The organism is Pseudomonas graminis (assembly GCF_001705435.1).
Classification (GTDB): Bacteria; Pseudomonadota; Gammaproteobacteria; order Pseudomonadales; family Pseudomonadaceae; genus Aquipseudomonas; species Aquipseudomonas graminis_B.
In genome coordinates this window covers 547,543-570,741 of record NZ_MDEN01000069.1, presented here as the reverse complement: position 1 = coordinate 570,741, position 23,199 = coordinate 547,543, and the positions used below count along the sequence as shown (strand labels likewise).

Sequence of the window (23,199 nt, the reverse complement as noted above, 5' to 3'; positions counted from 1 at the left end):
GAAGCAGCGCTCATATAACACGCATAAAGACTGTTTTGGAAAAAGAAACCGCCCTACGGCTCCGTTATCCAGATTTAACTGACAGTCGGTAGAACAAGCACTTAACGGCGATAGTTATTGCAAACACTCACCAAGCACGCGCACCAGTTGCTGCGCGCGCGGATCCATGAGCACGTAGGGACCGAGGGTGTTGGTCACAAACCCAAACGCCACATCGCGCTCGGGATCAGCGAAGCCGACCGAGCCGCCTGCGCCGGGATGGCCAAATGCCTTGGCGCCCAGCCCGAACGTGGCGTTAGGCACCGTCGGTTGATCGAGCATGCAGCCCAGACCGAAGCGGGTCTGGGTGAGCAGCGTCTTGTCCTGCCCAATGCTGTGCTCGCGGGTCAGTTCATTGAGCAGGTCGCCGTCCAGCAGACTGCCATCCAGCAAGCCACTGTAAAAACCAGCCAGACTGCGGGCGTTGCCATGGCCATTGGCGGCAGGTTGCTGCATGCGCCGCCATTCCGGCTTGTTGGTGCTGGTCATGATCGAGGGCGGGTTGGTGAACGCCCGCGCCGTCATGGAAGCAGGCTCGCGCATCGTGGTCTGCAACAGGCGCTGCGCGGCCTCATCACCCACATTGCCCTTGCCCCTGGCAATGTGGGCGACACGATGAAATTCTTCATTGGCCAAACCGACATGGAAATCCAGGCCCAAGGGCCGCGAAATACGCGCAGCGATGGACTCGCCCGGACCACGCCCGTCAGCACGACGAATCATCTCGCCCACCAGCCAGCCATAAGTAATGGCGGCATAACCGTGGCCCTGCCCCGGCGTCCACCAAGGTTCCTCGGCAGCCAATACGCTCGTCATGGCCTGCCAGTCATAAAGCGCTTCAGCCGGCAATATTTCACGGATCGCCGGAAGCCCGGCCTGATGGCAGAGCAACTGGCGCAGCGTGATGGATTGTTTGCCGTTGGCGGCGAACTCGGGCCAGAGACGCGCCACGGGCTCATCGAGATTCAGCTTGCCCTCGCCCACCAGCTGTAACGCCGTGACGGCAGTAAACGTTTTGGTGCAGGAGAAGAGATTGGCGAGGGTGTCGCTGTGCCAGACTTCGCCGCCATCCTTGTCTGCCGTGCCCGCCCACAGATCCAGCACCGTCTCCCCGCCGATCTGCACGCACAGCGCAGCGCCACGCTCCTGCGGATCGTCGAACAGCGCGGCGAATGCATCGCGAACGGCCTCAAACTGAAGCTCGAAATGGCCTTGAATCTGCACGGTCTGGCTCTCCGGTCGGGCTGCAAAAATGGCGCACATTGTTCCAGCGATTGGGCGCTTTGGGAACCGTCCGGTTAAGGGCGCTTGCCGATCACGTCCACGACCTGTCCGTTGGCCTTGCGCACCGCCTCGACGAAGCCCGAGTACGGCACGTCGGTGATACCTACCAGTCCGAGATGGCCGTTTTCACCGTCGAGCAATCGGCCGGTGACAGGCTGATCCAGGTACTGGAACCAGTGCACACCGACAATGGAAGGCTCGGCCAGCGCGCTCTTCAGGAAATTGGCATACGCCGGGCCGCGATCTTCTTCACGCGGCACTTCGAGCACCCCGCCCCAGAACGGCCCGCGATCACGAGAGCCAAAGTGAAACTCACTGACCAGCACAGGCTTGTCGAGGACGTGCAGTTTTGCAAAGTCCACGCCGTCCTGAGGTTTGAGCGTATAGAAGTTGAAACTCAGCACGTCGCAGAACTTGGCGCAGGCTTCGACCGCCTCAGGGCTGGTGACGCCAAAGCGCCCGCCGAGCAGGAGATGGTTCGGCGCATGCCACTTGAGCGCGTCGGAAATGGTTTTGAAATAGGTCTCGGCGAACACACGCTGAAAATACCTGAAGTCGTTTTCGATCTCCGGGTGCTCTGCGCTGGGCAGCGGCGGCTCGAAGCCCGGGTCTTCCATCAACTCCCACGCTGCCAGGTGAATACCCCACGCCTTGGACAACCCCTCTTCGTTGCGGTACTTGTCGCGCAACTGCTTGAGGAAGGCACGCTTGGCCGGCACATCGGTGGTCAGCTTCAGCGTGCCGTAGGCCAATGCGTAGCGATCCTTCGGAGCGTTGCCCGGCGCAGCCCAGGCCAATTCGTTATCGGCGAAGTAACCGATCAGGTACGGGTCATCACGATGGTCGCGAGCAGCGATGGCGACGGCCCGCTCGGTGGCCATGGCAAAACGCGGATCGAACGGATCAGGCATGCCGCCCCACCAATCCAAGCCGGTGCTGATACTGACGTAGTCGCCAACGATGGACAGCGGCAGTGTGTAGGGCACGCGTTCCTTCTTGCTGCTTTCGAGGTTTTGCAGCGCGGGCTCGCTCCAGTTGCCGACGGTGTTGAAACCCCACGCCTGCAAACGTTGCAGGGTGTGATCAACCCAGCGCTTGCGGTCGACGATCACCGGCTTGCATTCGACTGCAGGCGCAGATGTGGCGGGCTTTTCAGGCTGAGGCGCTGGCAAGGTCTGACCGTCAGCGCTGTCGCCAGTTGACGCGGTCGCCGCTGCTGGAGTGGCTGCAGTGTTGGCTGGCGTTTCGTCTTCGTCGTCCGCCGGATCAACAGGCTTGGAGACTTCAACGCACTTCGGCGCGCCGTAGGTGCGCTGCAGATTTGCACCATAGAAGTCGAACCAGCCGCCCTGATCGAACTGCCGGTTGCGGTTGGCACCCGTCTCGCGGTTGTCGTCGCCCTTGCCGTAGAACGCGGCGAGTGGATCGTCGCTGCCGGGCAGGCCGGTGAACATGGTTTCCCGACCCTCGACGTAGGTCTGGCTGTCGTCAGCGGAGATGGCATTCACGCCCAGGGAGTAGAAAGGATGGCCCTCTGGCGTCACCAGATACCAGCGCTCGTCGCGCTTCTCGGTGCGGAAAAAGCCCTTCGCTTCGAACGCCGGTCCGTTGAGCAAGCCGCCGTATTTGTCGTGAGCGGGCCGGTCTTTCAGCCAGCTTTGCAACTGTTGCTGTTCCTTGCCCGCCAGTGTCTTGAGCTGCTCGTCGCTGGTGACCTTCTCCGGCCACTTGCCTCGGGTGAACTGACCGTAACCGTCAACCAGGTTGCCGTAGGCAGCGGTTAGCAAGGCATCGCCCTCTTGCACGCCGAACTTCTCGATCAAGACGGACTGGGCAACGTTGGGCTGAGACAACGACACGGTGACCGATGAAACCTCAGCGCTGTTCAGGTCACCTTCGGTGCTCGCCAGCAACACGCGCTGTCCCTCGTAAACCCACGGCATCGGTGGACCGGCGCGCATGCCCTGGGTCAGCGGCGAACTGGCCTTGAGCGGCAGCACCAGGGTTTGCGCCGGGCCGGCAGGCAGGTCGATGCGGCTGGTGAGGACTTTGCCGTCGCGGCTTTCGATCTGCACGTACACCGTCAATGCCCAGTCCATCGCGCTCTGCAGGCGCAAGGTCATGGCGCTGTCGTGGCTCCAGTCCCAGACGCCGGTCTGCGGGGTCAGTCGCAGACTGGGTTTGGCGACCGGATTGAAAACGACTCGGCGCAGCACTTCGCCTTCGGCCGTCTGTTCGGCGTTGGCCTGGGGAAACCCGGCATCCTGGGTGGTGACCTTCACCACGTCGGCGGGCCGGACGAAATTGAACAGCGTTTGCTGAACGTCAGGCGCGGCGTGGGCCATACCCGCGCACAGCGTGGCAAGGATGGCGGACAGTGAACGGCGAATCATGTGATCTGAAGCTCCTTGATCATCTGAGGCCCGGAGCACAAGGGGTTGCGCGCATCAGGGCGGACCGAATCTAAGACCCGGTCATCCGTGTTTCATTTGCAACACGGGTTCAGGAAATTTCGCGCCGGAATGGCGGCAGTGCGTTGAGGATGGCTTTGCCGTAGCGCTGGGTCACGACCCGGCGATCCAGCAGCGTGATGATGCCGCGATCCTGTTCGGTGCGCAGCAGACGACCGCAGGCCTGGATCAGGCGCAACGAGGCATCGGGAACGGCGATCTCCATGAACGGATTGCCACCCCGGGCTTCGATCCATTCGGCGAGCGCAGCTTCGACCGGATCATCCGGCACGGCGAAGGGAATCTTGGCGATCACTACGTGCTCGCAGTAGGCGCCCGGGAGGTCGACCCCTTCAGCGAAGCTGGCCAGACCGAACAGGACGCTTTCATCGCCACCGTCGACCCGCGCCTTGTGCTTGTTGAGGGTTTCCTGTTTGGACAGATTGCCCTGGATGAACACCCGCTTGCGCCAGTCCCGCTCCAGCCCGTCGAACACTTCCTGCATCTGTTTGCGCGATGAGAACAGCACCAGCGTGCCTTTGGAGCCTTCGACCAGATTCGGCAGTTCGCGGATGATGGCGGCCGTATGTTCGGCCGCGTTGCGAGGGTCGGCTTTGAGGTCTGGCACGCGCAGCACGCCTGCGTCGGCATGGTGGAAGGGGCTCGGCACCACCGCGGTGACGGCGTCCTTCGGCAGCCCGGCACGCATGCGAAAACGGTCGAACTTGCCCAGCGCGGTCAGGGTGGCCGAGGTCACCAGCGCGCCGTAGGCAACGTTCCACAGGTTGCGGCGCAACATTTCGGCCGCCAGGATCGGGCTTGCGTTGACCTCGATGTCGAACAGCGAGCCGCTGTCGGCGAGGGTCAGCCAGCGCGCCATGGGCGGGCTGTTTTCCGGATCTTCAGCGGTGAAGGCGGTCCACAATTCCCAGTTGCCGTGGGCGCGGGCCAACAAGCTGCCGAACAGCGGGTACCACTCTTCCGCCTGATGGCTGGCGATGCCGATGTTGACCTCGCCGTCCATGCCTTCTTTAAGCAGCTCGGTCAGGCGCGTGAACAGGTCGTCGAGCCGGGCGAAGCCTTTTTTCAGCTCGATGCCCATCTCGCGCATGTGTTCGGGGACCACGCCGCCGACGAAGCGATGCCGCGGACGCTCGCGGCCTTCCATGTCTTCGCCTTGCTTGAAGTCGGCAAGCTGCTCGCAGGCCGTGAACATGAACTGCTGCTGGGTCTTGATCTCCCGCGCCAGCTCGGGCACCTGCTCGATCAGCTTGCCCAGGTCGCCCGGCAGCGGGTGCTGGGCCAGCAATTTGGTGAGGTTCTTGGCGGTTTGCTCCAGCCAGTCGGCGGTGGAGCGCAGGCGACTGAAATGAGCGAAGTGACCGATCGCCTTGTCTGGCAGGTGATGGCCTTCGTCGAACACGTACAGGGTGTCGCGAGGATCGGGCAGGACTGCACCGCCGCCCAGCGCCAGGTCAGCGAGGACCATGTCGTGGTTGGTGACGATGACGTCGACTTTGCCCATGCCCTCGCGGGCTTTGTAAAAGGCGCACTGCTGGAAGTTCGGGCAATGGCGGTTGGTGCACTGACTGTGATCGGTGGTCAGCCGCGCCCAGTCCTGGTCGGCCAGTTCCTGGGGCCAGCTGTCGCGATCGCCGTCCCATTTGTTGCCGGCGAGTTTTTCGATCATGGTGGTGAAGAGCTTCTGGCTGGCTTCATCCACTTCGATCTTGAAGCCTTCTTCTTCGAACAGCTGTGCGGTCGCGCTCTGGGCGTCGCCTTCCTGCAGCAGCATGTCGAGCTTGGACAGGCACATGTAGCGGCCACGGCCCTTGGCCAGCGCGAACGTGAAGTTCAAGCCGCTGTTGCGCATCAGGTCGGGCAGGTCTTTGTAGACGATCTGCTCCTGCAGGGCGACAGTCGCGGTGGCAATGACCAGGCGCTTGCCGGCAGCCTTGGCAGTTGGAATGGCTGCGATGGCGTAGGCAACGGTTTTGCCGGTGCCGGTCCCCGCCTCGACCGCCACCACGGCGGGATCACCCGAACGGCGGCCTTCTTCGTCGGTGTCGACGTCGCCCAGCACCTTCGCCACTTCAGCGATCATCAGGCGCTGGCCGTAACGAGGCTTGAGGCTCTTGGCTTCGAGGAAACGCGAGTAGGCGCCCTGAATCTGGGATTTGAGTTCGGTGCTGATCATGGGCTGGGTCGTTGGCTCGGCGTCACGGGTGCTGAATGAAAACACGAAAACCGCTGGATATATCTTCAGTAGTCGCAGCGGGCGGCTATCATACCGCGCTAATTCTTTCTGCGCAGATCGGAGTTCTCGATGTCACCTGTAGCCTTTGTCTACGCCTTGCATGTGCTGGCGGCGATTGTGTGGGTAGGAGGAATGTTTTTCGCCTGGATGATTCTTCGACCGGCGGTCATCGCCGCCCTTGAAGGCCCGGCCCGGCTAAAGCTGTGGCTGCAGGTGTTGCCACGTTTCTTCGTGTGGGTATGGTGCGCGGTGATCATGCTGCCGGTGACCGGCATTGGCATGATCAATATGAATTTCAGCGGCTTTCAGACTGCGCCCCGCTATGTGCAGGTGATGATGGGCCTGTATGTGGTGATGGTGGCGTTGTTTCTGCGCGTTTCGACGCTGAACCTGCCGCAGTTGCGCAAGGCTGTGCTCGCCGAACAATGGGCGGATGGCGCCGCTGCGATGGGGGGAATTCGACGTCTGGTGGGGATCAATCTGATGATAGGGGCGGCCGTTGTGGCGATCGCTGCCATCAGGCCAACGTTCTGAGAGGTGGGGAAGAGCTGCTCGCGAAAAGGCGCTTCAACCGCTTGATATCGGGCGGTTTAGAGACCGTCTTCGTGAGCAAGCTCACTCCCATATGAACCGTATGGAGGGCGGAAAATCGCGCTTATAAGTTGCGAACCACGATAGCGCCCGCCGGCCCTGCTGCACCGGACTGACCCTTGTCGCCGTTCTTGCCGGACTTGGCGCCGTCAGCGCGATAGACCACGCAGCCTTTGGACGCGCCGCCTTTGCCGCCGCGACCGCCGTCGCCGCCGATGCCACCGGCACCGCCTTGTACGTTGACCTTGATGCGCTCATTGCCGAAGGTCGCTGGCAGCTCTAGACGAACGAGCGCACCCGGCGCGCCGTCACGGCCGTTGCCGCCATTGTCGCCGTCGATCCCGCGACTGGCGGAACCCCACGTGCAGCCCGGATCGATGCCGTTGCCGCCATCGAGGCCGATGTAACCGGGCGAGCCTGCGCCGCCGCGGGCGTCGATGTAGAGTTGGTCGGCGTTGAGTTGTTCGATCCGCAGGTTGAGGTTGCGGCCTGGGGTCGGCGGTTTTTCGAAGGTGCCCGGAGCGCCCCGCGCGGTGATTTCCGCGCCGCCGCCGAGGTCGCCCTGTTTGACTTGCAGGCTGAACGGCTCGGCGCTCGGGACGATGGCGATGCGTGATTCGTGGCCCATGACAAGTTGGCCGACTTTGACTTCGGTGAGGCCGGCCGGGATCAGCAGGGTGCCGTAGTCGGCGACTTCCAGTCGATCCAGTTGCAATACGCTGGTTTTGGAGGGCAGGCGAATGAGCGAGTGGGTTTCGACGGAGATGGTCTGGGCCATGATCCAGGGGCTGCTCAGGGCGGACAGCAGGCCTGCCGTCATCAGCATCGCGTTACGCATGGTGTACCTCCGCCAGTGGGCGTTTGAATGTGTTCAGGTGGAATAGGCCGAAGAGCAGAATCTTGAGGCGATCGCGCCAGGGATGGGGGCGGCCGCGCAGGCTGGCGTTGTAGCTGATCAGTTCGATGAGGTGGACGAGCAGCAAGAGGCCGCCGGCCAGTTTGAACAACAGGTCGAAGGGGTGTGGCATGGCGATGGTCAGGCTGGTGATTATCAGTAGCCAGAATGCTGTTGTCAGTACTTTCCCTGTTCCCCAAATCACACTCATGTGGTGCCTCTGCTGTTTTTGGTTTTGTGCGGTGAAAACGGTTTGCGCACAGTACGGGGAGGCGCGGGACTATGCCAGAGGCAGGTTTCAAAAGTTGGCTGCGGCCAAGAAAAAGCTCTGCCTAACGGCAGATCGTTTCGCCTTCGGCGAGTTACTTGGAAAAGCACCCCAAGTAACCAAGGGCTTGTGCTCCTGGTTGGGCTCCTCCTTCGTCGGAGTACCCTCACTCCGGTCTCGCTCCGTGGGCCCGCGCCGAACGGACATCCATGTCCTGACGGCGCTCTCGCGGCATCCATGCCGCTCGGCCCACTCCGCGTCGTCTGCGTTCAGCCTGCACCCAAGTCGCGTTTGGCGGTGTTTGGGCTTTTTGTGTATGAAGATCAAAGCAACGGCAACGGCAAAGGCAAAGGCTTCCCGGCTGAAGCCGGTCCTACGAAAAGCAGCGCGTGCAGTCCGTGGGACCGATGTCGTCCCATGTAGGACCGGCTTTAGCCGGGAAGGGGCCGGTTTGAGCGCTGATTTTTTTGAACATGAATTCAAATCCCGCCAATAGAAAAGCCCCGGCTTGCAGACCGGGGCTTTCTTTATGGCGTCAACCTTGTCTCAACGGTTGATTTTGATCTCGACGCGGCGGTTGAGCGCTCGGCCGTCGGCGGTTTTGTTGTCGGCCACTGGGCGGGCTTCGCCGTCACCTTCGACGGACACGAACGAGGCACGCGGGATGCCGGCACTGACGAGGTAGTCGGTCACCGATTGCGCGCGTTTTTGCGACAGTTTCTGGTTGTAGGCGTCGCTGCCCACGCTGTCGGTGTGGCCGCTGACGTGGAGTTGCACGTTCGGCGCTTCGGTTTTGAGTTTGGTCGCAACCATGTCCAGTTGCTGTTTGTCACCCGGTGTCAGGGTGGCTTTGTTGAACTCGAAGTGCACGTCACGGATGGTGATGATTTCTTCTTTCGGCAGCACCACCGGCGCGGCCATCGGTTCAGGGGCCGGTGTCACGATCGGGCAACCGGTGGCATCGACCGGGGTGCCTTTCGGTGTGTTCGGGCATTTGTCCATGCTGTTGAGGACGCCGTCGCCGTCATCATCGCCGTCCCCGTGGGTCCAGCAATATGCGCCTGCCATGACTCCCACTGCAGCACCGAAGCCTGCCGCCACCGACGCGCTCTGGAAGGCGCCGATCGCAGCGCCACTCAGCGCGCCCCCGGCCGCACACAGAGGCCAGTCGGTCTTTTGCAACCCCGCGCATCCCGTCAATACACTGGTCACCAGAATCAGAGGTAACGCTGTCCGAATCATGCTCATACGTTTCTTCTCCTTTGGTATCGGCTAAAACCGACTGAAATGCAGTAAAGACGCGTGTGGGGCCGTTCGCCACCCGGATGACGGGGGTTTTACCGGATTTCACCGCACAACTCGGGCTCTTCTGTGGAGAACAGCCTTCCGCCTTCACTCCGTACGCGTCGTTGTAATGCGAAATGAAAGCCTGCAAGCACTAGGCCATTGAAGTTCAGCACGCTAACCTTGCCCGCCTGAACGAGGATCTCCAATGACCGACCGCTTCTCCAGCCGCACGCCGCAACAGGCCTTGGCCGCCCTGCTCGACCTCTATGCGCCGAATCGTTTGCTGCTGGTTGGCGCCGAGACTTTTCCGGCGTTGCAGGCCTTTCAAGAAGCGCATCCGCAGACCGAGCTGGCCCACGCGGGGCCAGGTCTCTTACCCGCCGACCTGGCCGGACAGCGCTTCGATCTGGCGCTGGTGGTGGACTGCCTTGAACACATGCCCAAACGTACGGGCCTGGAGTTGTTGGGCGGCATCCGCAACCTCAATGCCAGCCGCATTGCCGTGCTGGCGGATCTTGATGCCTGCGGTTGGCAGTCCACGGATTTCTACTCGCTGGCACTGCAGGCCAGTGAACGGTTTTCCCGGGATGAACAAGTGCTGACGCTGTTCACCTACGATCTGCGCGAATACAAACAGGTGCCGGACTGGCTGAACGCGAAGTTCTGGGCCAATCCGGAGAATTACGGCAAGTACTGGTGGTGAGAAACGCATCATGAGCAGCGCAATATGCCCTTGCGGCAGCGGCAATCTTCTCGACGGTTGCTGCGGTCGCTATCACGCCGGTCAGCCCGCGCCGTGCGCCGAAGCGCTGATGCGTTCGCGCTACAGCGCTTATGTGCTGGGGTTGGTGGATTATTTGCTGGACACCACATTGCCGGCGCAACAGGCCGGGCTGGACCGTGACGCGATCAGCCAGTGGAGCGCCCGGAGCACCTGGCTGGGTCTGGAAGTCGAGGGTGCGGAGTTGATCGGCGGTCAGCCTGAACATGCATTCGTGACCTTCACCGCCCGCTGGCACGATGCCGACGGCGAGCATTGTCACCGCGAGCGCTCGGCGTTCGTGCAGCATGACAGACGCTGGTATTTCATCGACCCGACAGTGTCGATCAAAGCCGGTCGTAACGACGCCTGCCCTTGCGGCAGTCAGCAGAAATTCAAGAAGTGCTGTTCGGCTTATCTCACCTGACCTTTCAGCGACGCCAGTCACCACTCAGAGACACGCAGTCCTCAGGCCAGCCTGATGTGGGAAACGTCCGGCACCAGCGCGTGCTCAACCGGCTTGTCCTGACCCAGATCAGCGCCGGCCGGTGCCAGGCTCAAGCCGGACAGGTCAAGCTGCGGCGCACGCGCCGGCATCTTCGGATCCTGCACGTCCTGGCCCGGTTCGGAGAGCGTGAAGTCCGGCGCCTCGACGTCCACAAATGCAGCCATGTACACATCGCGCGGCTTGACGCTGGCTTTGCGCGGCGGGGTGGCGTCGTTGGGCGGCGTCAGGCTTGACGCCTTGCGCGTCCAGGTCGGCTCGTCCGGCGGCGGCGCCAGTTCAACTTCTTCCACCTCGACCAGACCCGGCGCCTCAACGACCGGCACCATCGACACAACCTGGGCCATGGCCCCGGCGCGTTCGAGGGTCGAGCGGTACTTTTCGGCGGCGGCCTCATCGAGGTTGTTTTTCAGCACCAGCCGACGGCCGGAGAACAGCAACGCGATGCGCTGAGCGTCCGCCTGGAACAGCTTTGCCAGGTTGGCCTTGACCAGATCCGGCTGCGCGCCGGGCACCAGTTGGCCGGAAAATACGATTTCGTAGTGCTGCATGGTCAATACTCCTTCGACACATGGCGCGAGTATGGCGCAGGCTGTAGAGAACGGCGAGTCACGTGAAGTGGCGGTCAGACCGGGCATAAAAGGGAGCGACCCATGATGTTTGCAGCACACGTCCTCAGAATCGCAGGCCTCTTCGCGCTCCTGGCGCTGTCGGGCTGCTCGACCTGGATAACCGGCGGCTTCGAAGACCCCGACGTCAAGCTGCTGAAGGTGGAAGTGGTCAAGGCCAAGTTGCTGCGTCAGGACTTCAAGCTGCGCTTTCGGGTCGACAACCCCAATGACTCCAGCCTGTTGGTCCGCGGTCTGCGCTACAAAATCCTGCTCAACGACATGTTGCTCAGCGAAGGCGTCTACAGCGACTGGTTCATCGTCAAAGCCAACAGCCACAAAAACTTTTCCGTGCCGATCCGCACCAATCTGTGGGAACACCTCAAGGACATCTCCAAGGTGCTCGGCAAAGCCAATCAGCCGGTGCATTACCGGTTGGAAGGCAAGCTCAAGACCGGATTTTTATTCGGACACAGCGTGCGCATCGGGCGCAATGGCGACATAATCCCCGGCGATTTGATTCCGGAGTAACCCCATGAACCAGCAAGCCCACGTGCACGGTCCCGATTGTGACCACGATCACGACCATCACGATCACCACCATGACCACGGCCACGTGCACGGCCCGCATTGCGGCCACGCGCCTCAAGAGCCGGTCCGCAACACGCTCAAGGACGTCGGCCGCAACGACCCTTGCCCTTGCGGCAGCGAGAAAAAATTCAAGAAGTGCCACGGCGCCTAACGCTCTCGGATGCTTCCACGGCCTGAATCTTCAGGCCGTTTTTATTTGTGTGATCGACGCCCGAAGGGGTAAAAGAGCTCAAGCCTTAATGGCAGTCGTGATGACTTCACCTGGAGCGCGCAATGATCGATCTGCACTACTGGACCACCCCCAACGGCCACAAAGTCTCGATTTTCCTCGAAGAAGCGGGCCTGCCGTACAAAATTTTCCCGGTCAACATCGGCGCGAACGAGCAGTTCGAAGCCGATTTTCTGAAGATTTCCCCCAACAACAAGATCCCGGCCATCGTCGACCACGAACCTGCTGACGGCGGCGAACCGCTGAGCCTGTTCGAGTCCGGCGCGATCCTGCTGTACCTGGCCGAGAAGACCGGCCGGTTCATTGCAACGGACCTGCGCGGCCGCGAGGAAACCCTGCAGTGGCTGTTCTGGCAAATGGGTGGCCTGGGCCCGATGGCCGGTCAGAATCACCATTTCAACCGGTTTGCCAAAGAGAAGATTCCCTAAGCGATCAAGCGTTACGTCGACGAAACCGCGCGCTTGTATGGCGTGTTGAACGAGCGTCTGGCCGATCGCAGCTTTGTGGCGGGCGAGGACTACGGCATCGCGGACATGGCGATCTATCCGTGGATCGTGCCCTACACGTTTCAGGAGCAGAACCTGGATGACTTCCCGCACCTGAAGCGTTGGTTCGAGACGGTCGCCAATCGCGATGCAGTGAAGCGGGCCTATGCGCTGGCCGACAAGATCAATCCGCCGAAGCCATAAACGGACAGACGCCGCCTTCACCGTGGAGCGAAAATCGCGAAAATAAACTCCCTCCCCCGGCTTGCGTGGCGCTCGCCTGCTCTCTAACGTAGCGCCTTTTCTACGCACACCCCCGCAGGAGCTTCATCATGGCCTCGCCAGCCCTTTCAACTCTGAAAACGCGCATGAGCGCGGCCGCTGCCATGATCGGACTCCTGAGCCTGGCCGGTTGCCAGCTGGGGGGTGAAGACCGCGACAGCCTGCCGCCTGCCAGCGGGGTGTTTGCCATTAAAGGGCTGGCACAGAACGTCTCGATTCGCCGCAACAACCTGGGCATGCCGCTGATAGAAAGCAGCACGTTCCATGACGCGCTGTTCACCCTCGGTTACGTTCACGCGACCGACCGCATCACCCAGATGATGCAAATGCGCTTGCTCGCTCAGGGCCGGCTGTCGGAAATCGCAGGGCCGGGCGCCCTCGATCTCGACCGCATGATGCGCGCCGCCAACCTCAAGCAGACCGCTGGCCAGCTGTATGCGGCCTCCTCGCCGCGCCTGAAACGCTTCTTCGAGGTGTACGCGCGGGGCGTCAACGCCTACTTGTTCCGCTATCGCGACAAGCTGCCGGCTGACCTCGCCGATTCGGGTTACAAGCCTGAATACTGGAAGCCGGAAGACTCGGCGCTGATTTTCAGCCTGCTCAACTTCAGCCTGTCGGTGAACCTGCAGGAGGAGATTTCCTCCCTGGTGCTGGCGCAGAAAGTCGGGCCAGACAAGCTGGCCTGGCTGCTGCCAACCTATCCCGACGAGGAGTTGCCCTTTGCTGAAGCCGACAAGCTCAAGGTCCTGAATCTGGGCAGCCAGCTGGCGGGCCTGAGCAATCTGGACAAAGCGGCGCTGCAGCTTTCCGACCTCAACCTGCTGGGGGTTTCGGCGTCGAATAACTGGGTGATCTCACCGCAACGCGCGCGCGCTGGCAAAAGTCTGCTGGCCACTGACAGTCAACTGGCGCCGACTGTGCCGTCGATGTGGAATTTCGTACAGATCCGCTCGCCGAAATACCAGGCCGCCGGCGCCACCGTTGCGGGGTTGCCGCTGGTCTTGTCCGGTTTCAACGGCAAACTGGCCTGGAGCATGGGCCCGGCAATGGGCGACAATCAGGACCTGTTCCTGGAGAAGCTCAAGCGTGAAAACAACCGCCTGATGGTGATGGCCGACGGCAAATGGGTCGCGGCAGGCGCCCATGAGGAAACCTACTTCGTCAAAGGCCAGAGCCCGGTACGCGAGCCAGCCTACGAAACACGCCACGGCCCGCTGCTCAACGCAAGTTCTGCGCAGTTGGCCAGCGGCCTTGGCATCGCCCTGCAGACGCCTGATGCCAAGGACGACAAAACCCTCGATGCCCTCTTCGACCTGACCCGTGCGCCGAACGTGCAGCGGGCCTTCGACACCACCCGGGAAATCCGCGCCATCACCCTGAACATGGTGTTCGCCGATGCGTCGAACACCGGCTGGCAGGTCACCGGCAAATACCCGAATCGGCGCGACGGGCTCGGCCTGATTCCTTCGCCGGGCTGGGACGGCCGGTTCGACTGGGACGGCTATGCTGACGCGATGCTGCACCCGTACGATCAGGATTCGCAACAGGGCTGGATCGCCACCGCCAATCAACGCACGGTGCCGAAAGGCTATGGCATGCAGCTCTCCAATTCCTGGGATTATCCGGAGCGCGCCGAACGCATCGCCGAACTGGCCAGTGCCGGCAAGCAGGACACCCGCAGCACCGTCGCCATGCAATACGACCAGACCACGACCTTCGCCGCCAAACTGAAGAAAATGTTCTCCGCGCCGGGCATGTCAGTACCGCTGAAACAGGCCATTGACGCCCTGCCCGCGCCAGAGCGCGACAAAGCCCGTGATGCGTTGACCCGCCTGATGGCGTTCGACGGCCGACTGTCGCCGGGTTCGGCGGATGCGGCGATTTACGAATTGTTCCTGCAAGAGAGTGCCCGCCAGACTTTCCTCGACGAACTCGGCCCGGAAACCAGCCCTGCCTGGAAAGCGCTGGTGCAAAGCGCGGGCCTGTCCTACTCGCCCCAGGCCGATCACCTATTGGGCCGCGAAGACAGTCCGTATTGGGACGACGTGAAAACGCCGCAAAAAGAAGACAAACCCGCCATCCTCGCCCGCAGCCTGGCCGCTGCGATCACCGTCGGCGAAGCTCAACTCGGCGCCGATCACAAAGCCTGGCAGTGGGGCAAGTTGCACCAGATCACTTGGACCGCCCAAAGCGCCCAACTCAGCGCGGCGCTGGGGGGCAACAAGGCAAACGTGATCAAAGGCCCAATCGCCACGGGCGGCGACCACACCACCCTGAACGCGTCGGGCTTCCACTGGGGCCAGGACTTCAACGCCGCCGTCGTCCCGACCATGCGCATCATCGTCGACTTCGCCCAGCAAGAACCGATGATGGCGCAAAACGCCGCGGGCCAATCCGGCAACCCCGCGAGCCCGTACAACGCCAACGGCATCGACCCCTGGATGAAAGGCCTCTACATGTCAGTGCCGATGCAACCGGAAAACTTCGAAAAAGCCTACGGCAAGCAACGCCTGACGCTGACGCCCGGGAAGTAAATGGCCCAGCAATCTGGGATGACGCGGAGCGTCCCGGGATGCATTCCCACGCAGAGCGTGGGAACGATCAGTGTCAAGGCGCCAAAATAGACGTCGCTCAACCCGGCCTCTTCCCGGCTGAAGCCGGTCCCACTAAAAAGCACACCGCGTACCGTCAGTGGGACCGGCGGCGCCCCGTAGGACCGGCTTCAGCCGGGAAGCCGTTGATCTGCATCTGCTTTTGATCCGCTTTTGATCTTCAAACTCAAATAGCCCAGACGCCGCCAAACGCGACTTGGGTGCAGGCTGAACGCAGGTCTCGCTCCGTGGGCCGAGCGGCATGGATGCCGCGAGAGCCGCCCCCCGCCATGGATGGCGGATGGCAGCGGGCCCACGGAGCGAGACCGGAGTGAAGGAACCCGACGAAGGAAGGGCCAAACCAGGAGCAAGCACCCTTGGCTGCTCTTTAGAACAGAGAGGGGGGTGCTTTTCCAAGTAACTCGCCGAAGGCGAAACAGTCGAGCCGTTAGGCCGACGCTCTTGATCTTGATCTTGATCTAGCGTCAAAACCCCGAACTTCTGCGCCCCGCCACCGCTCTACCTGACAAGTCCCCAAACCCGGTTAAACCATGGATCTCGTCATTGCCCGCCCCGAAGGCCTCTACTGCCCGCCCGGTGATTTCTACATCGATCCATGGCGCCCGGTCGAACGCTCCGTCATCACCCACGCCCACGGCGACCACGCCCGCACCGGCAACGAACACTACCTCGCCGCCGCGCCCGGCGAAGGCATATTGCGCTCCCGACTGGGCCACGACATCAACCTCCAGACCCTCGCCTACGGCGAAAGCATCACCCACCACGGCGTCAAACTCAGCCTCCACCCGGCCGGCCACGTCCTCGGTTCCGCCCAGGTCCGCCTCGAATACCAAGGCGAAGTCTGGGTGGCCTCAGGGGACTACAAAGTCGAACCCGACGGCACCTGCGAACCCTTCGAACCCGTGCGCTGCCACACCTTCATCACCGAATCCACCTTCGGCCTGCCGATCTACCGCTGGCAACCCCAGGCGGAAATCTTCGCAGGGGTCAACGAATGGTGGCGCGCCAATGCCGCCGCCGGCAAAGCCAGCGTCCTGTTCGCGTACTCATTTGGCAAAGCCCAACGCATCCTCCACGGCATCGACCCCAGCATCGGCCCGATCCTCGTCCACGGCGCCGTCGAACCGCTGAACCGCGTCTACCGCGAAGCCGGCGTGCGCATCCCCGAAACCCACTACGCCGGCGACTTCAAAAAAACCGACCCCGCGTTGCGCAGCGCCCTGATCGTCGCGCCACCCTCCGCCGGCGGCAGCACCTGGATGCGCCGCTTTGGCGAATTCAGCGACGCCTTCGCCAGCGGCTGGATGATGCTGCGCGGCACCCGACGTCGGCGCGGCGTCGACCGAGGCTTTGCCCTCTCCGACCACGCCGACTGGCCGGGCTTGCTTTGGGCCATCGAAAACACCGGCGCTGAACGAGTGATGGTCACCCACGGTTCAGTGGCCGTGCTGGTGCGCTATCTGCGCGAACTGGGCCTCGACGCCCAAGGCTTCAGCACCGAATACGGCGACGAAGAAGACGACGCAGCGGCCAAGACCGAATCTGCACCCGGCCCCGAATCGACAGGCGAGGCCTCCTCATGAAGGCCTTCGCCGAACTCTATTCGGACCTCGACGCTACCACCTCCAGTAACGCCAAGCTGGCGGCCATGCAGGCCTACTTCAGCAACGCCGCCCCCGAAGACGCCGCGTGGGCGGTGTACTTCCTGGCCGGCGGACGCCCACGGCAACTGGTGCCGACGCGCATGTTGCGTGAGCAGGCACTGTTATTGTCCGGCTTGCCGGAATGGCTGTTCGAGGAGAGCTATCAGGCGGTCGGCGATTTGGCGGAAACCCTGTCGCTGCTGCTACCCAAAGCCGAGCACAGCTCCGAAGAAGGCCTGGCCAGCTGGATGGAAAACCATCTGCTGCCCCTGCGTGGTCTGCCTCCGGAAGAGTTGATCGAGCGTTTGCCGACGTTCTGGTCGCAACTGGACTCGCAAAGCCTGATGGTCTGCCTGAAGCTGATCACCGGCAGTTTCCGCGTCGGTGTTTCGAAGCTGCTGGTGACACGGGCGCTCGCGGCCTTGGCTGATATCGACAGCAAGCGCGTGGCCCAGCGACTTGTCGGCTACACCGATCTTTCCCATCGCCCCAGCGCCGAGGGCTATCTAAAACTCATCGCCGAAGAATCGGCCGACGAACACGCGCAACGCGGTGGCCAGCCCTACCCGTTCTTCCTCGCCCACGCGCTGCAGCAGCCGGTCGATCAGTTCGAGAATCTGCTGGGCGCCGCGGAAAACTGGCAGGTGGAATGGAAGTGGGACGGCATTCGCGCCCAGGTGGTCAAGCGCGAAGGTCGGCTGTGGATCTGGTCGCGGGGTGAAGAACTGGTCACGGATCGCTTCCCTGAACTGCACACCCTGGCTCAGTGCCTGCCCGACGGCACCGTCATCGATGGCGAGATTGTCGTCTGGAAAGCCGCGACGCCGGAGAATCCGGAGAGCGGCGAGTTCGCGCTGGACACCCCTACGCCCGGCACACCTGGCGAAGCGACGCCGTCGGTACAACCCTTCGCCCTGCTGCAGCAGCGGATCGGCCGCAAAACCCTGGGCAAGAAGATTCTGGAAGACGTGCCGGTCGTCGTGCTGGCTTACGACCTGCTGGAATGGGAAGGCCACGACTGGCGCAGTCGCCCGCAACATGAGCGCCGCACGCAGATGGAAAAAGTCATCGCCAGCGCCCAGAGCCCGGTATTGATGCCGTCCCCCTTGCTGACCGGCACTGACTGGCTCGACCTTGGCCGGCAGCGCGAGGCGTCCCGCAGTCTCGGCGTGGAAGGCATGATGCTCAAGGCACGGGACTCGATGTACGGCGTCGGGCGCACCAAGGACATGGGCGTCTGGTGGAAATGGAAGATGGACCCGTTCAGCGTCGACGCGGTGCTGATCTACGCCCAACGCGGTCACGGCCGCCGCGCCAGCCTTTACAGCGACTACACCTTTGCGGTCTGGGACGGCCCGCCGGAATCCAGCGAACGGACGCTGGTGCCCTTCGCCAAAGCGTATTCGGGGCTGACCGACGAAGAGATGCGCAAAGTCGATGCAATCATCCGCAAGACCACCGTCGACAAATTCGGCCCGGTGCGAAGTGTTACCCCGACCCTGGTGTTCGAGCTGGGCTTCGAAGGCATCGCCCTGTCGAAACGGCACAAAAGCGGCATCGCGGTGAGGTTTCCCAGGATGCTGCGCTGGCGCCTGGACAAGCCCGTTGCCGAAGCCGACAGCCTGGCGACGCTGCAGGACCTGCTGGCCTGAGCACCGTAGCGGTGCGCGGGCCTGGCTTCGGTCCGCGTCGAATGCGCTGAAATGGGGCGCGCTGGAAAACGCACCCTCTCAGCGACAAGCCCCGCCAGGCGTTTCGAATCTCCCCTCCATCACAACAAGCGCCGCTGGACACCCCAAAGGCTGCAACTTTTTCGCCCACTCTCAACGGGATACGGCTACTCTGCCGATGCCTGCGGGGCCTCAAAAAAAGACAAAAGATGGCGCTAAGTCATCATTGCGACAACTCCGTACATTTAAAACGCGCGTTCGTTTCTTTGGTTCGGAAATTGCTGTCTATTTGCGGTCTGGCTTTTGCCGGTAGCAAGCCTTCGCGTGTTCCCAACGCTCAATTTGGTTTTAAGGACTGAACGATGAAAAAAGCATGGCTGACCCTTTCCGCTCTCGCCATCTGTCTGGCCGCCGGTAACGCAATGGCCAAGGAGTACAAGGAGCTGCGTTTCGGCGTCGATCCTTCCTACGCGCCCTTCGAATCCAAAGCCGCCGATGGCAGCCTGGTAGGCTTCGATATCGATCTGGGCAACGCGATTTGTGCTGAATTGAAGGTCAAGTGCAAGTGGGTCGAAAGCGACTTCGACGGCATGATCCCAGGCCTGAAAGCCAACAAGTTCGACGGCGTGATCTCCTCCATGACCGTGACCCCGGCCCGCGAGAAAGTCATCGACTTCTCCAGCGAACTGTTTTCCGGCCCTACCTCACTGGTCTACAAAAAAGGCTCCGGCCTGAGTGCTGACACGGCCTCGCTCAAAGGCAAAACCGTGGGTTACGAGCAAGGCACCATCCAGGAAGCCTACGCCAAGGCCGTTCTGGACAAGGCTGGCGTGAAAACCCAGGCCTACGCCAACCAGGATCAGGTCTATGCCGACCTCGTTTCGGGTCGTCTGGATGCCTCGGTTCAAGACATGCTGCAAGCCGAGCTGGGCTTCCTGAAATCGCCACAAGGCGGTGACTATGAAGTCAGCAAGCCTATCGACGATCCCCTGCTGCCAGCCAAAACCGCAGTCGGCATCTCGAAAGGTAACAAGGACCTGAAAGCGCTGTTGGACAAGGGTATCAAAGCGTTACACGACGACGGCAAGTACGCCGAGATCCAGAAGAAGCACTTCGGCGATCTGAATCTGTACAGCGGTAAATAAGCAAACAGACGCCCGTTGATTTCAGCCAGAATCCGTCGCTGAAGTTCACGGGCGTTTTTATTGACTGTATAGGTTGCACATGTTCGAAACTCTCCTGCAAAACCTGGGACTGTCAGCATTCAGCCTGAAAGGCTTCGGCCCGCTGTTGCTGCAAGGCACCTGGATGACCGTCAAATTATCGGTAATGTCGCTGCTGCTGGCCATTGTGCTCGGCCTGCTGGGCGCCAGTGCCAAACTGTCAAAAGCCGCCGTGCTGCGCGTTCCTGCCCAGATCTACACCACGTTGATCCGTGGCGTACCGGACCTGGTGCTGATGCTGCTGATCTTCTACAGCCTGCAAACCTGGCTGACCACGCTCACCAATGCGATGGAATGGGATTACATCGAGATCGACCCTTTCTCTGCCGGCGTCATCACGTTGGGCTTCATCTATGGCGCGTACTTCACCGAGACCTTCCGCGGCGCGATTCTCGCCGTACCGCGCGGTCAGGTCGAAGCCGCCACGGCCTATGGGCTCAGCCGTTCGCAACGGTTTCGCATGGTGGTATTCCCGCAGATGATGCGCTTCGCCCTGCCCGGCATCGGCAACAACTGGCAAGTGGTGCTCAAGGCCACCGCGCTGGTGTCGATCATCGGTCTGGCCGACTTGGTCAAAGCCGCGCAGGACGCGGGTAAAAGCACCTATCAGCTGTTCTACTTCCTGGTAATCGCCGCACTGATCTATCTGGTCATCACCAGCGTGTCCAACTTCGCCCTGCGCTGGGCCGAACGGCGTTATGCCGCCGGCAGCCGGGAGGCTCAACGATGATCGAGTTGCTGCAAGAATACTGGCGCGCCTTCCTTTATACGGACGGCCAGAACATCACCGGCCTCGCCATGACGATGTGGCTGCTCAGTGCCTCCATCGCCATTGGCTTCATCGTTTCGATTCCGCTGTCCATCGCCCGCGTGTCGCGCAATCCCCTGGTGCGCTGGCCCGTGCAGTTCTACACCTACCTGTTCCGTGGAACGCCGCTGTATATCCAGTTGCTGATTTGCTACACCGGCATCTACAGCATCGCCGCCGTGCGGGAGCAGCCCATGCTCGGCGCGTTCTTCCGTGACGCGATGAACTGCACGATCCTCGCCTTCGCTTTGAACACTTGCGCCTACACCACGGAGATCTTCGCTGGTGCGATTCGCAGCATGAACCACGGCGAAGTCGAGGCGGCCAAGGCTTACGGCCTGACCGGCTGGCGCCTGTACACCTACGTCATCATGCCGTCGGCACTGCGCCGTTCGCTGCCTTATTACAGCAACGAAGTGATCCTGATGCTGCACTCGACCACCGTGGCTTTCACCGCCACCGTGCCGGACATCCTCAAGGTCGCGCGGGACGCCAACTCGGCCACCTTCCTGACGTTCCAGTCGTTCGGTATCGCGGCGCTGATCTACCTCACGGTCACGTTCATTCTGGTAGGCCTGTTCCGATTGGCTGAACGCCGCTGGCTGGCCTTCCTCGGCCCGACTCACTAGGAACCCTGCATGCGACACCAGACCCATGATCTGCTGGCCCCGGTGCCTGGCACCGCGCGGCAGATCCATAGCTTTCACTACGGCCCGGAACACGGTGCCTGCAAGGTTTACATCCAGTCGTCCCTGCACGCCGACGAGCTGCCGGGCATGCTGGTGTCCTGGTACTTGAAGCAACGGCTGGCCGAGCTTGAAAACGCCGGCCAGTTGCTCGGCGAAGTGGTGGTCGTTCCGGTGGCCAACCCCGTCGGGCTGGAGCAGGTCCTGATGGACATGCCGCTGGGCCGTTACGAGCTTGAAAGCGGACAGAACTTCAACCGCCGCTTCGTCGACCTCGGTCAGCAGGTGGGCGATGAAGTCGAAGCGCTGCTGACGGATGATTCCCGGCACAACGTCGCACTGATTCGCAAAACCTTGCTGGGCGCACTGAATAACTGCGTCGGCAGCACCCAACTGGAGTCCCAGCGCCTGACGCTGCAGCGCCTGGCCTGTGACGCTGATGTGGTGCTGGACCTGCATTGCGATTTCGAATCCGTCGAGCACTTGTACACCACGCCTGAGGCTTGGCCCCAGGTCGAAGCGCTGTCGCGTTATCTCGGCGCACAGGCAAGCCTGCTGGCGACGGATTCGGGTGGGCAGTCGTTCGATGAATGCTTCACGCTGGTCTGGTGGCAACTGCAGCAGCGCTTTGCCAAGCGCTTCCCGATTCCAATGGGCAGCTTTTCCGTCACCCTGGAGTTGCGCGGCCAGGGCGATGTCAATCACGCCCTCGCCAGCCGCGACTGTCAGGCGATCATCAGCTACCTGATGCACCACGGCGCCATTGCCGGCGAGCCGGTTGCGCCACCTGAACTGCTTTACCCGGCGACCCCGCTGGCGGGCGTCGAACCGGTTGCCACGCCTGTCGGTGGTCTGCTGGTGTTCTGCACACTGCCCGGCGAATACGTCGAGGCGGGGCAATTGATCGCTGAGGTCATCGACCCGATCAGCGACGCAGTGACCCCGATCCACACGGCCAACGCTGGCCTTATGTACGCCCGCTCATTGCGACGCATGGCGACCGCCGGCATGGTCATCGCCCATGTCGCCGGCACCGAAGCCTACCGCAGCGGCTACTTACTTTCTCCTTGAGGACTGCCCTTCATGTACAAACTGACCATCGATGGCCTGCATAAAAGCTACGGTGACCACGAGGTGCTCAAAGGGGTGTCGCTGAAGGCCAGCGTCGGCGACGTGATTTGCCTGATCGGCGCCAGCGGCTCGGGCAAGAGCACGTTCCTGCGCTGCATCAATTTTCTCGAGCAACCCAATGACGGCGCCATGAGCCTGGACGGCCAGCCCGTGCGCATGGTCAGCGACACCGGCGGCATGCGCGTCGCCGACCCGGCCGAGCTGCAGCGGATTCGCACGAGGCTGGCGATGGTGTTCCAGCACTTCAACCTGTGGAGCCACATGACGGTGCTGGAAAACATCACCATGGCCCCGCGGCGGGTACTGGGCGTGTCGAAGGTGGAGGCCGAGGCCCGCGCACGCAAATACCTGGACAAGGTCGGGTTGCCGGCGCGTGTCGCCGATCAATACCCCGCGTTCCTGTCCGGTGGCCAGCAGCAGCGCGTGGCCATCGCCCGTGCGCTGGCGATGGAACCGGAAATCATGCTGTTCGACGAGCCGACTTCAGCCCTCGACCCTGAGCTGGTCGGCGAAGTGTTGAAAGTGATTCAGGGCCTCGCTGAAGAGGGCCGGACCATGATTCTGGTGACCCACGAAATGGGCTTCGCCCGCAAGGTCGCCAATCAGGTGGTGTTCCTGCACCAAGGCCAGATCGAGGAAATGGGCCACCCGGACGACGTGCTGGGCAGCCCGAAGAGCGAGCGCTTGCAGCAGTTTCTGAGTGGAAATTTGAAATAGTCACTTGCTGTAGAGATACGGGGCTGACACCCCACTCTGGTTCAGCGCACGCGTAACCTGTGGGAGCGAGCTTGCTCGCGAAGGCATTCTGTCAGTCAGCTTCCTTGCTGCTGACCCACCGCATTCGCGAGCAAGCTCGCTCCCACAGGATTTGTCCTCACAGTCGACAACGCGGTCC

Annotated in this window: 20 protein-coding genes and 1 pseudogene; 14 read left to right on the top strand and 7 right to left on the bottom strand. The window is 61.9% G+C overall.

The window, feature by feature from the left end:
- Positions 1-114: 114 nt before the first annotated feature.
- The 3 genes from BBI10_RS24730 to dinG form a co-directional block, all read right to left on the bottom strand.
- Positions 115-1,263, bottom strand: a complete 1,149-nt coding sequence (locus BBI10_RS24730; RefSeq protein ID WP_065993207.1) for a serine hydrolase domain-containing protein — start codon at positions 1,261-1,263, stop codon at positions 115-117.
- Between the two features lie 74 nt (positions 1,264-1,337).
- The gene (locus BBI10_RS24725) at positions 1,338-3,716 is read right to left on the bottom strand and encodes a beta-galactosidase (protein ID WP_065992605.1); all 2,379 of its coding nucleotides are present in this window, start codon (positions 3,714-3,716) and stop codon (positions 1,338-1,340) included.
- Between the two features lie 109 nt (positions 3,717-3,825).
- Positions 3,826-5,970 carry an ATP-dependent DNA helicase DinG gene (dinG, locus tag BBI10_RS24720; protein ID WP_065992603.1) on the bottom strand — a complete coding sequence of 715 codons (2,145 nt, stop codon included), beginning with the start codon at positions 5,968-5,970 and terminating at the stop codon, positions 3,826-3,828.
- A gap of 129 nt (positions 5,971-6,099) precedes the next feature.
- On the opposite strand from dinG, the gene BBI10_RS24715 reads away from it, so the two are divergent.
- Positions 6,100-6,564, top strand: coding sequence for a CopD family protein (locus tag BBI10_RS24715; RefSeq protein ID WP_065992601.1), 465 nt, complete (start codon positions 6,100-6,102; stop codon positions 6,562-6,564).
- 121 nt (positions 6,565-6,685) lie between these two features.
- On the opposite strand, the gene BBI10_RS24710 is transcribed toward BBI10_RS24715, so the two are convergent.
- From BBI10_RS24710 to BBI10_RS24700, 3 genes are all read right to left on the bottom strand, one after another.
- The gene (locus tag BBI10_RS24710) at positions 6,686-7,459 is read right to left on the bottom strand and encodes a collagen-like protein (protein WP_141695265.1); all 774 of its coding nucleotides are present in this window, start codon (positions 7,457-7,459) and stop codon (positions 6,686-6,688) included.
- Positions 7,452-7,727, bottom strand: coding sequence for a DUF1145 domain-containing protein (locus BBI10_RS24705; RefSeq protein ID WP_065992598.1), 276 nt, complete (start codon positions 7,725-7,727; stop codon positions 7,452-7,454). Before BBI10_RS24705 ends, BBI10_RS24710 begins: the two co-directional genes overlap by 8 nt.
- 603 nt (positions 7,728-8,330) lie before the next feature.
- Positions 8,331-9,032, bottom strand: coding sequence for an OmpA family protein (locus BBI10_RS24700; RefSeq protein WP_065992595.1), 702 nt, complete (start codon positions 9,030-9,032; stop codon positions 8,331-8,333).
- Positions 9,033-9,276: 244 nt separating this feature from the next.
- Here BBI10_RS24700 and BBI10_RS24695 point away from each other — a divergent pair, with 244 nt between their 5' ends.
- Positions 9,277-9,774: a DUF6231 family protein gene (locus BBI10_RS24695; protein WP_065992593.1), complete on the top strand. Its 498-nt coding sequence runs from the start codon at positions 9,277-9,279 to the stop codon at positions 9,772-9,774.
- A 10-nt stretch (positions 9,775-9,784) separates the two neighbouring features.
- Complete coding sequence (locus tag BBI10_RS24690; protein WP_065992592.1) at positions 9,785-10,258, top strand: YchJ family protein; 474 nt, start codon at positions 9,785-9,787, stop codon at positions 10,256-10,258.
- Positions 10,259-10,299: 41 nt separating this feature from the next.
- Here the strand turns inward: BBI10_RS24690 and BBI10_RS24685 are convergent, their stop codons facing one another.
- Positions 10,300-10,887: a hypothetical protein gene (locus BBI10_RS24685; protein WP_065992589.1), complete on the bottom strand. Its 588-nt coding sequence runs from the start codon at positions 10,885-10,887 to the stop codon at positions 10,300-10,302.
- Between the two features lie 102 nt (positions 10,888-10,989).
- Between BBI10_RS24685 and BBI10_RS24680 the strand changes: the two genes are divergently transcribed.
- From BBI10_RS24680 to BBI10_RS24630, 11 genes and pseudogenes are all read left to right on the top strand, one after another.
- The gene (locus BBI10_RS24680) at positions 10,990-11,475 is read left to right on the top strand and encodes an LEA type 2 family protein (protein ID WP_065992587.1); all 486 of its coding nucleotides are present in this window, start codon (positions 10,990-10,992) and stop codon (positions 11,473-11,475) included.
- 4 nt (positions 11,476-11,479) lie between these two features.
- Positions 11,480-11,686, top strand: coding sequence for an SEC-C metal-binding domain-containing protein (locus tag BBI10_RS24675; protein ID WP_065992586.1), 207 nt, complete (start codon positions 11,480-11,482; stop codon positions 11,684-11,686).
- A gap of 122 nt (positions 11,687-11,808) precedes the next feature.
- Positions 11,809-12,453: pseudogene (locus tag BBI10_RS24670) on the top strand (glutathione binding-like protein).
- 128 nt (positions 12,454-12,581) lie between these two features.
- Positions 12,582-15,065 carry a penicillin acylase family protein gene (locus BBI10_RS24665; RefSeq protein ID WP_065992585.1) on the top strand — a complete coding sequence of 828 codons (2,484 nt, stop codon included), beginning with the start codon at positions 12,582-12,584 and terminating at the stop codon, positions 15,063-15,065.
- Between the two features lie 608 nt (positions 15,066-15,673).
- Positions 15,674-16,726: a ligase-associated DNA damage response exonuclease gene (locus BBI10_RS24660; RefSeq protein ID WP_065992583.1), complete on the top strand. Its 1,053-nt coding sequence runs from the start codon at positions 15,674-15,676 to the stop codon at positions 16,724-16,726.
- Positions 16,723-18,438, top strand: a complete 1,716-nt coding sequence (locus tag BBI10_RS24655; protein ID WP_065992582.1) for an ATP-dependent DNA ligase — start codon at positions 16,723-16,725, stop codon at positions 18,436-18,438. The genes BBI10_RS24660 and BBI10_RS24655 overlap by 4 nt, the downstream gene beginning before the upstream one ends.
- A 380-nt stretch (positions 18,439-18,818) precedes the next feature.
- Positions 18,819-19,601, top strand: a complete 783-nt coding sequence (locus tag BBI10_RS24650) for a transporter substrate-binding domain-containing protein (protein ID WP_065992580.1) — start codon at positions 18,819-18,821, stop codon at positions 19,599-19,601.
- A 79-nt stretch (positions 19,602-19,680) separates the two neighbouring features.
- A complete protein-coding gene (locus tag BBI10_RS24645; protein WP_065992578.1) occupies positions 19,681-20,409 on the top strand; it encodes an ABC transporter permease in 729 nt (242 codons plus the stop codon).
- Entirely contained in the window at positions 20,406-21,116 is a 711-nt protein-coding gene (locus BBI10_RS24640; RefSeq protein ID WP_065992577.1) for an ABC transporter permease, read from the top strand. Before BBI10_RS24645 ends, BBI10_RS24640 begins: the two co-directional genes overlap by 4 nt.
- A 9-nt stretch (positions 21,117-21,125) precedes the next feature.
- Positions 21,126-22,244 carry a succinylglutamate desuccinylase/aspartoacylase family protein gene (locus BBI10_RS24635; protein ID WP_065992576.1) on the top strand — a complete coding sequence of 373 codons (1,119 nt, stop codon included), beginning with the start codon at positions 21,126-21,128 and terminating at the stop codon, positions 22,242-22,244.
- Between the two features lie 12 nt (positions 22,245-22,256).
- Positions 22,257-23,021 (top strand): ABC transporter ATP-binding protein, encoded by a 765-nt coding sequence (locus BBI10_RS24630; RefSeq protein WP_065992575.1) that lies wholly within the window; start codon positions 22,257-22,259, stop codon positions 23,019-23,021.
- Positions 23,022-23,199: the final 178 nt, after the last annotated feature.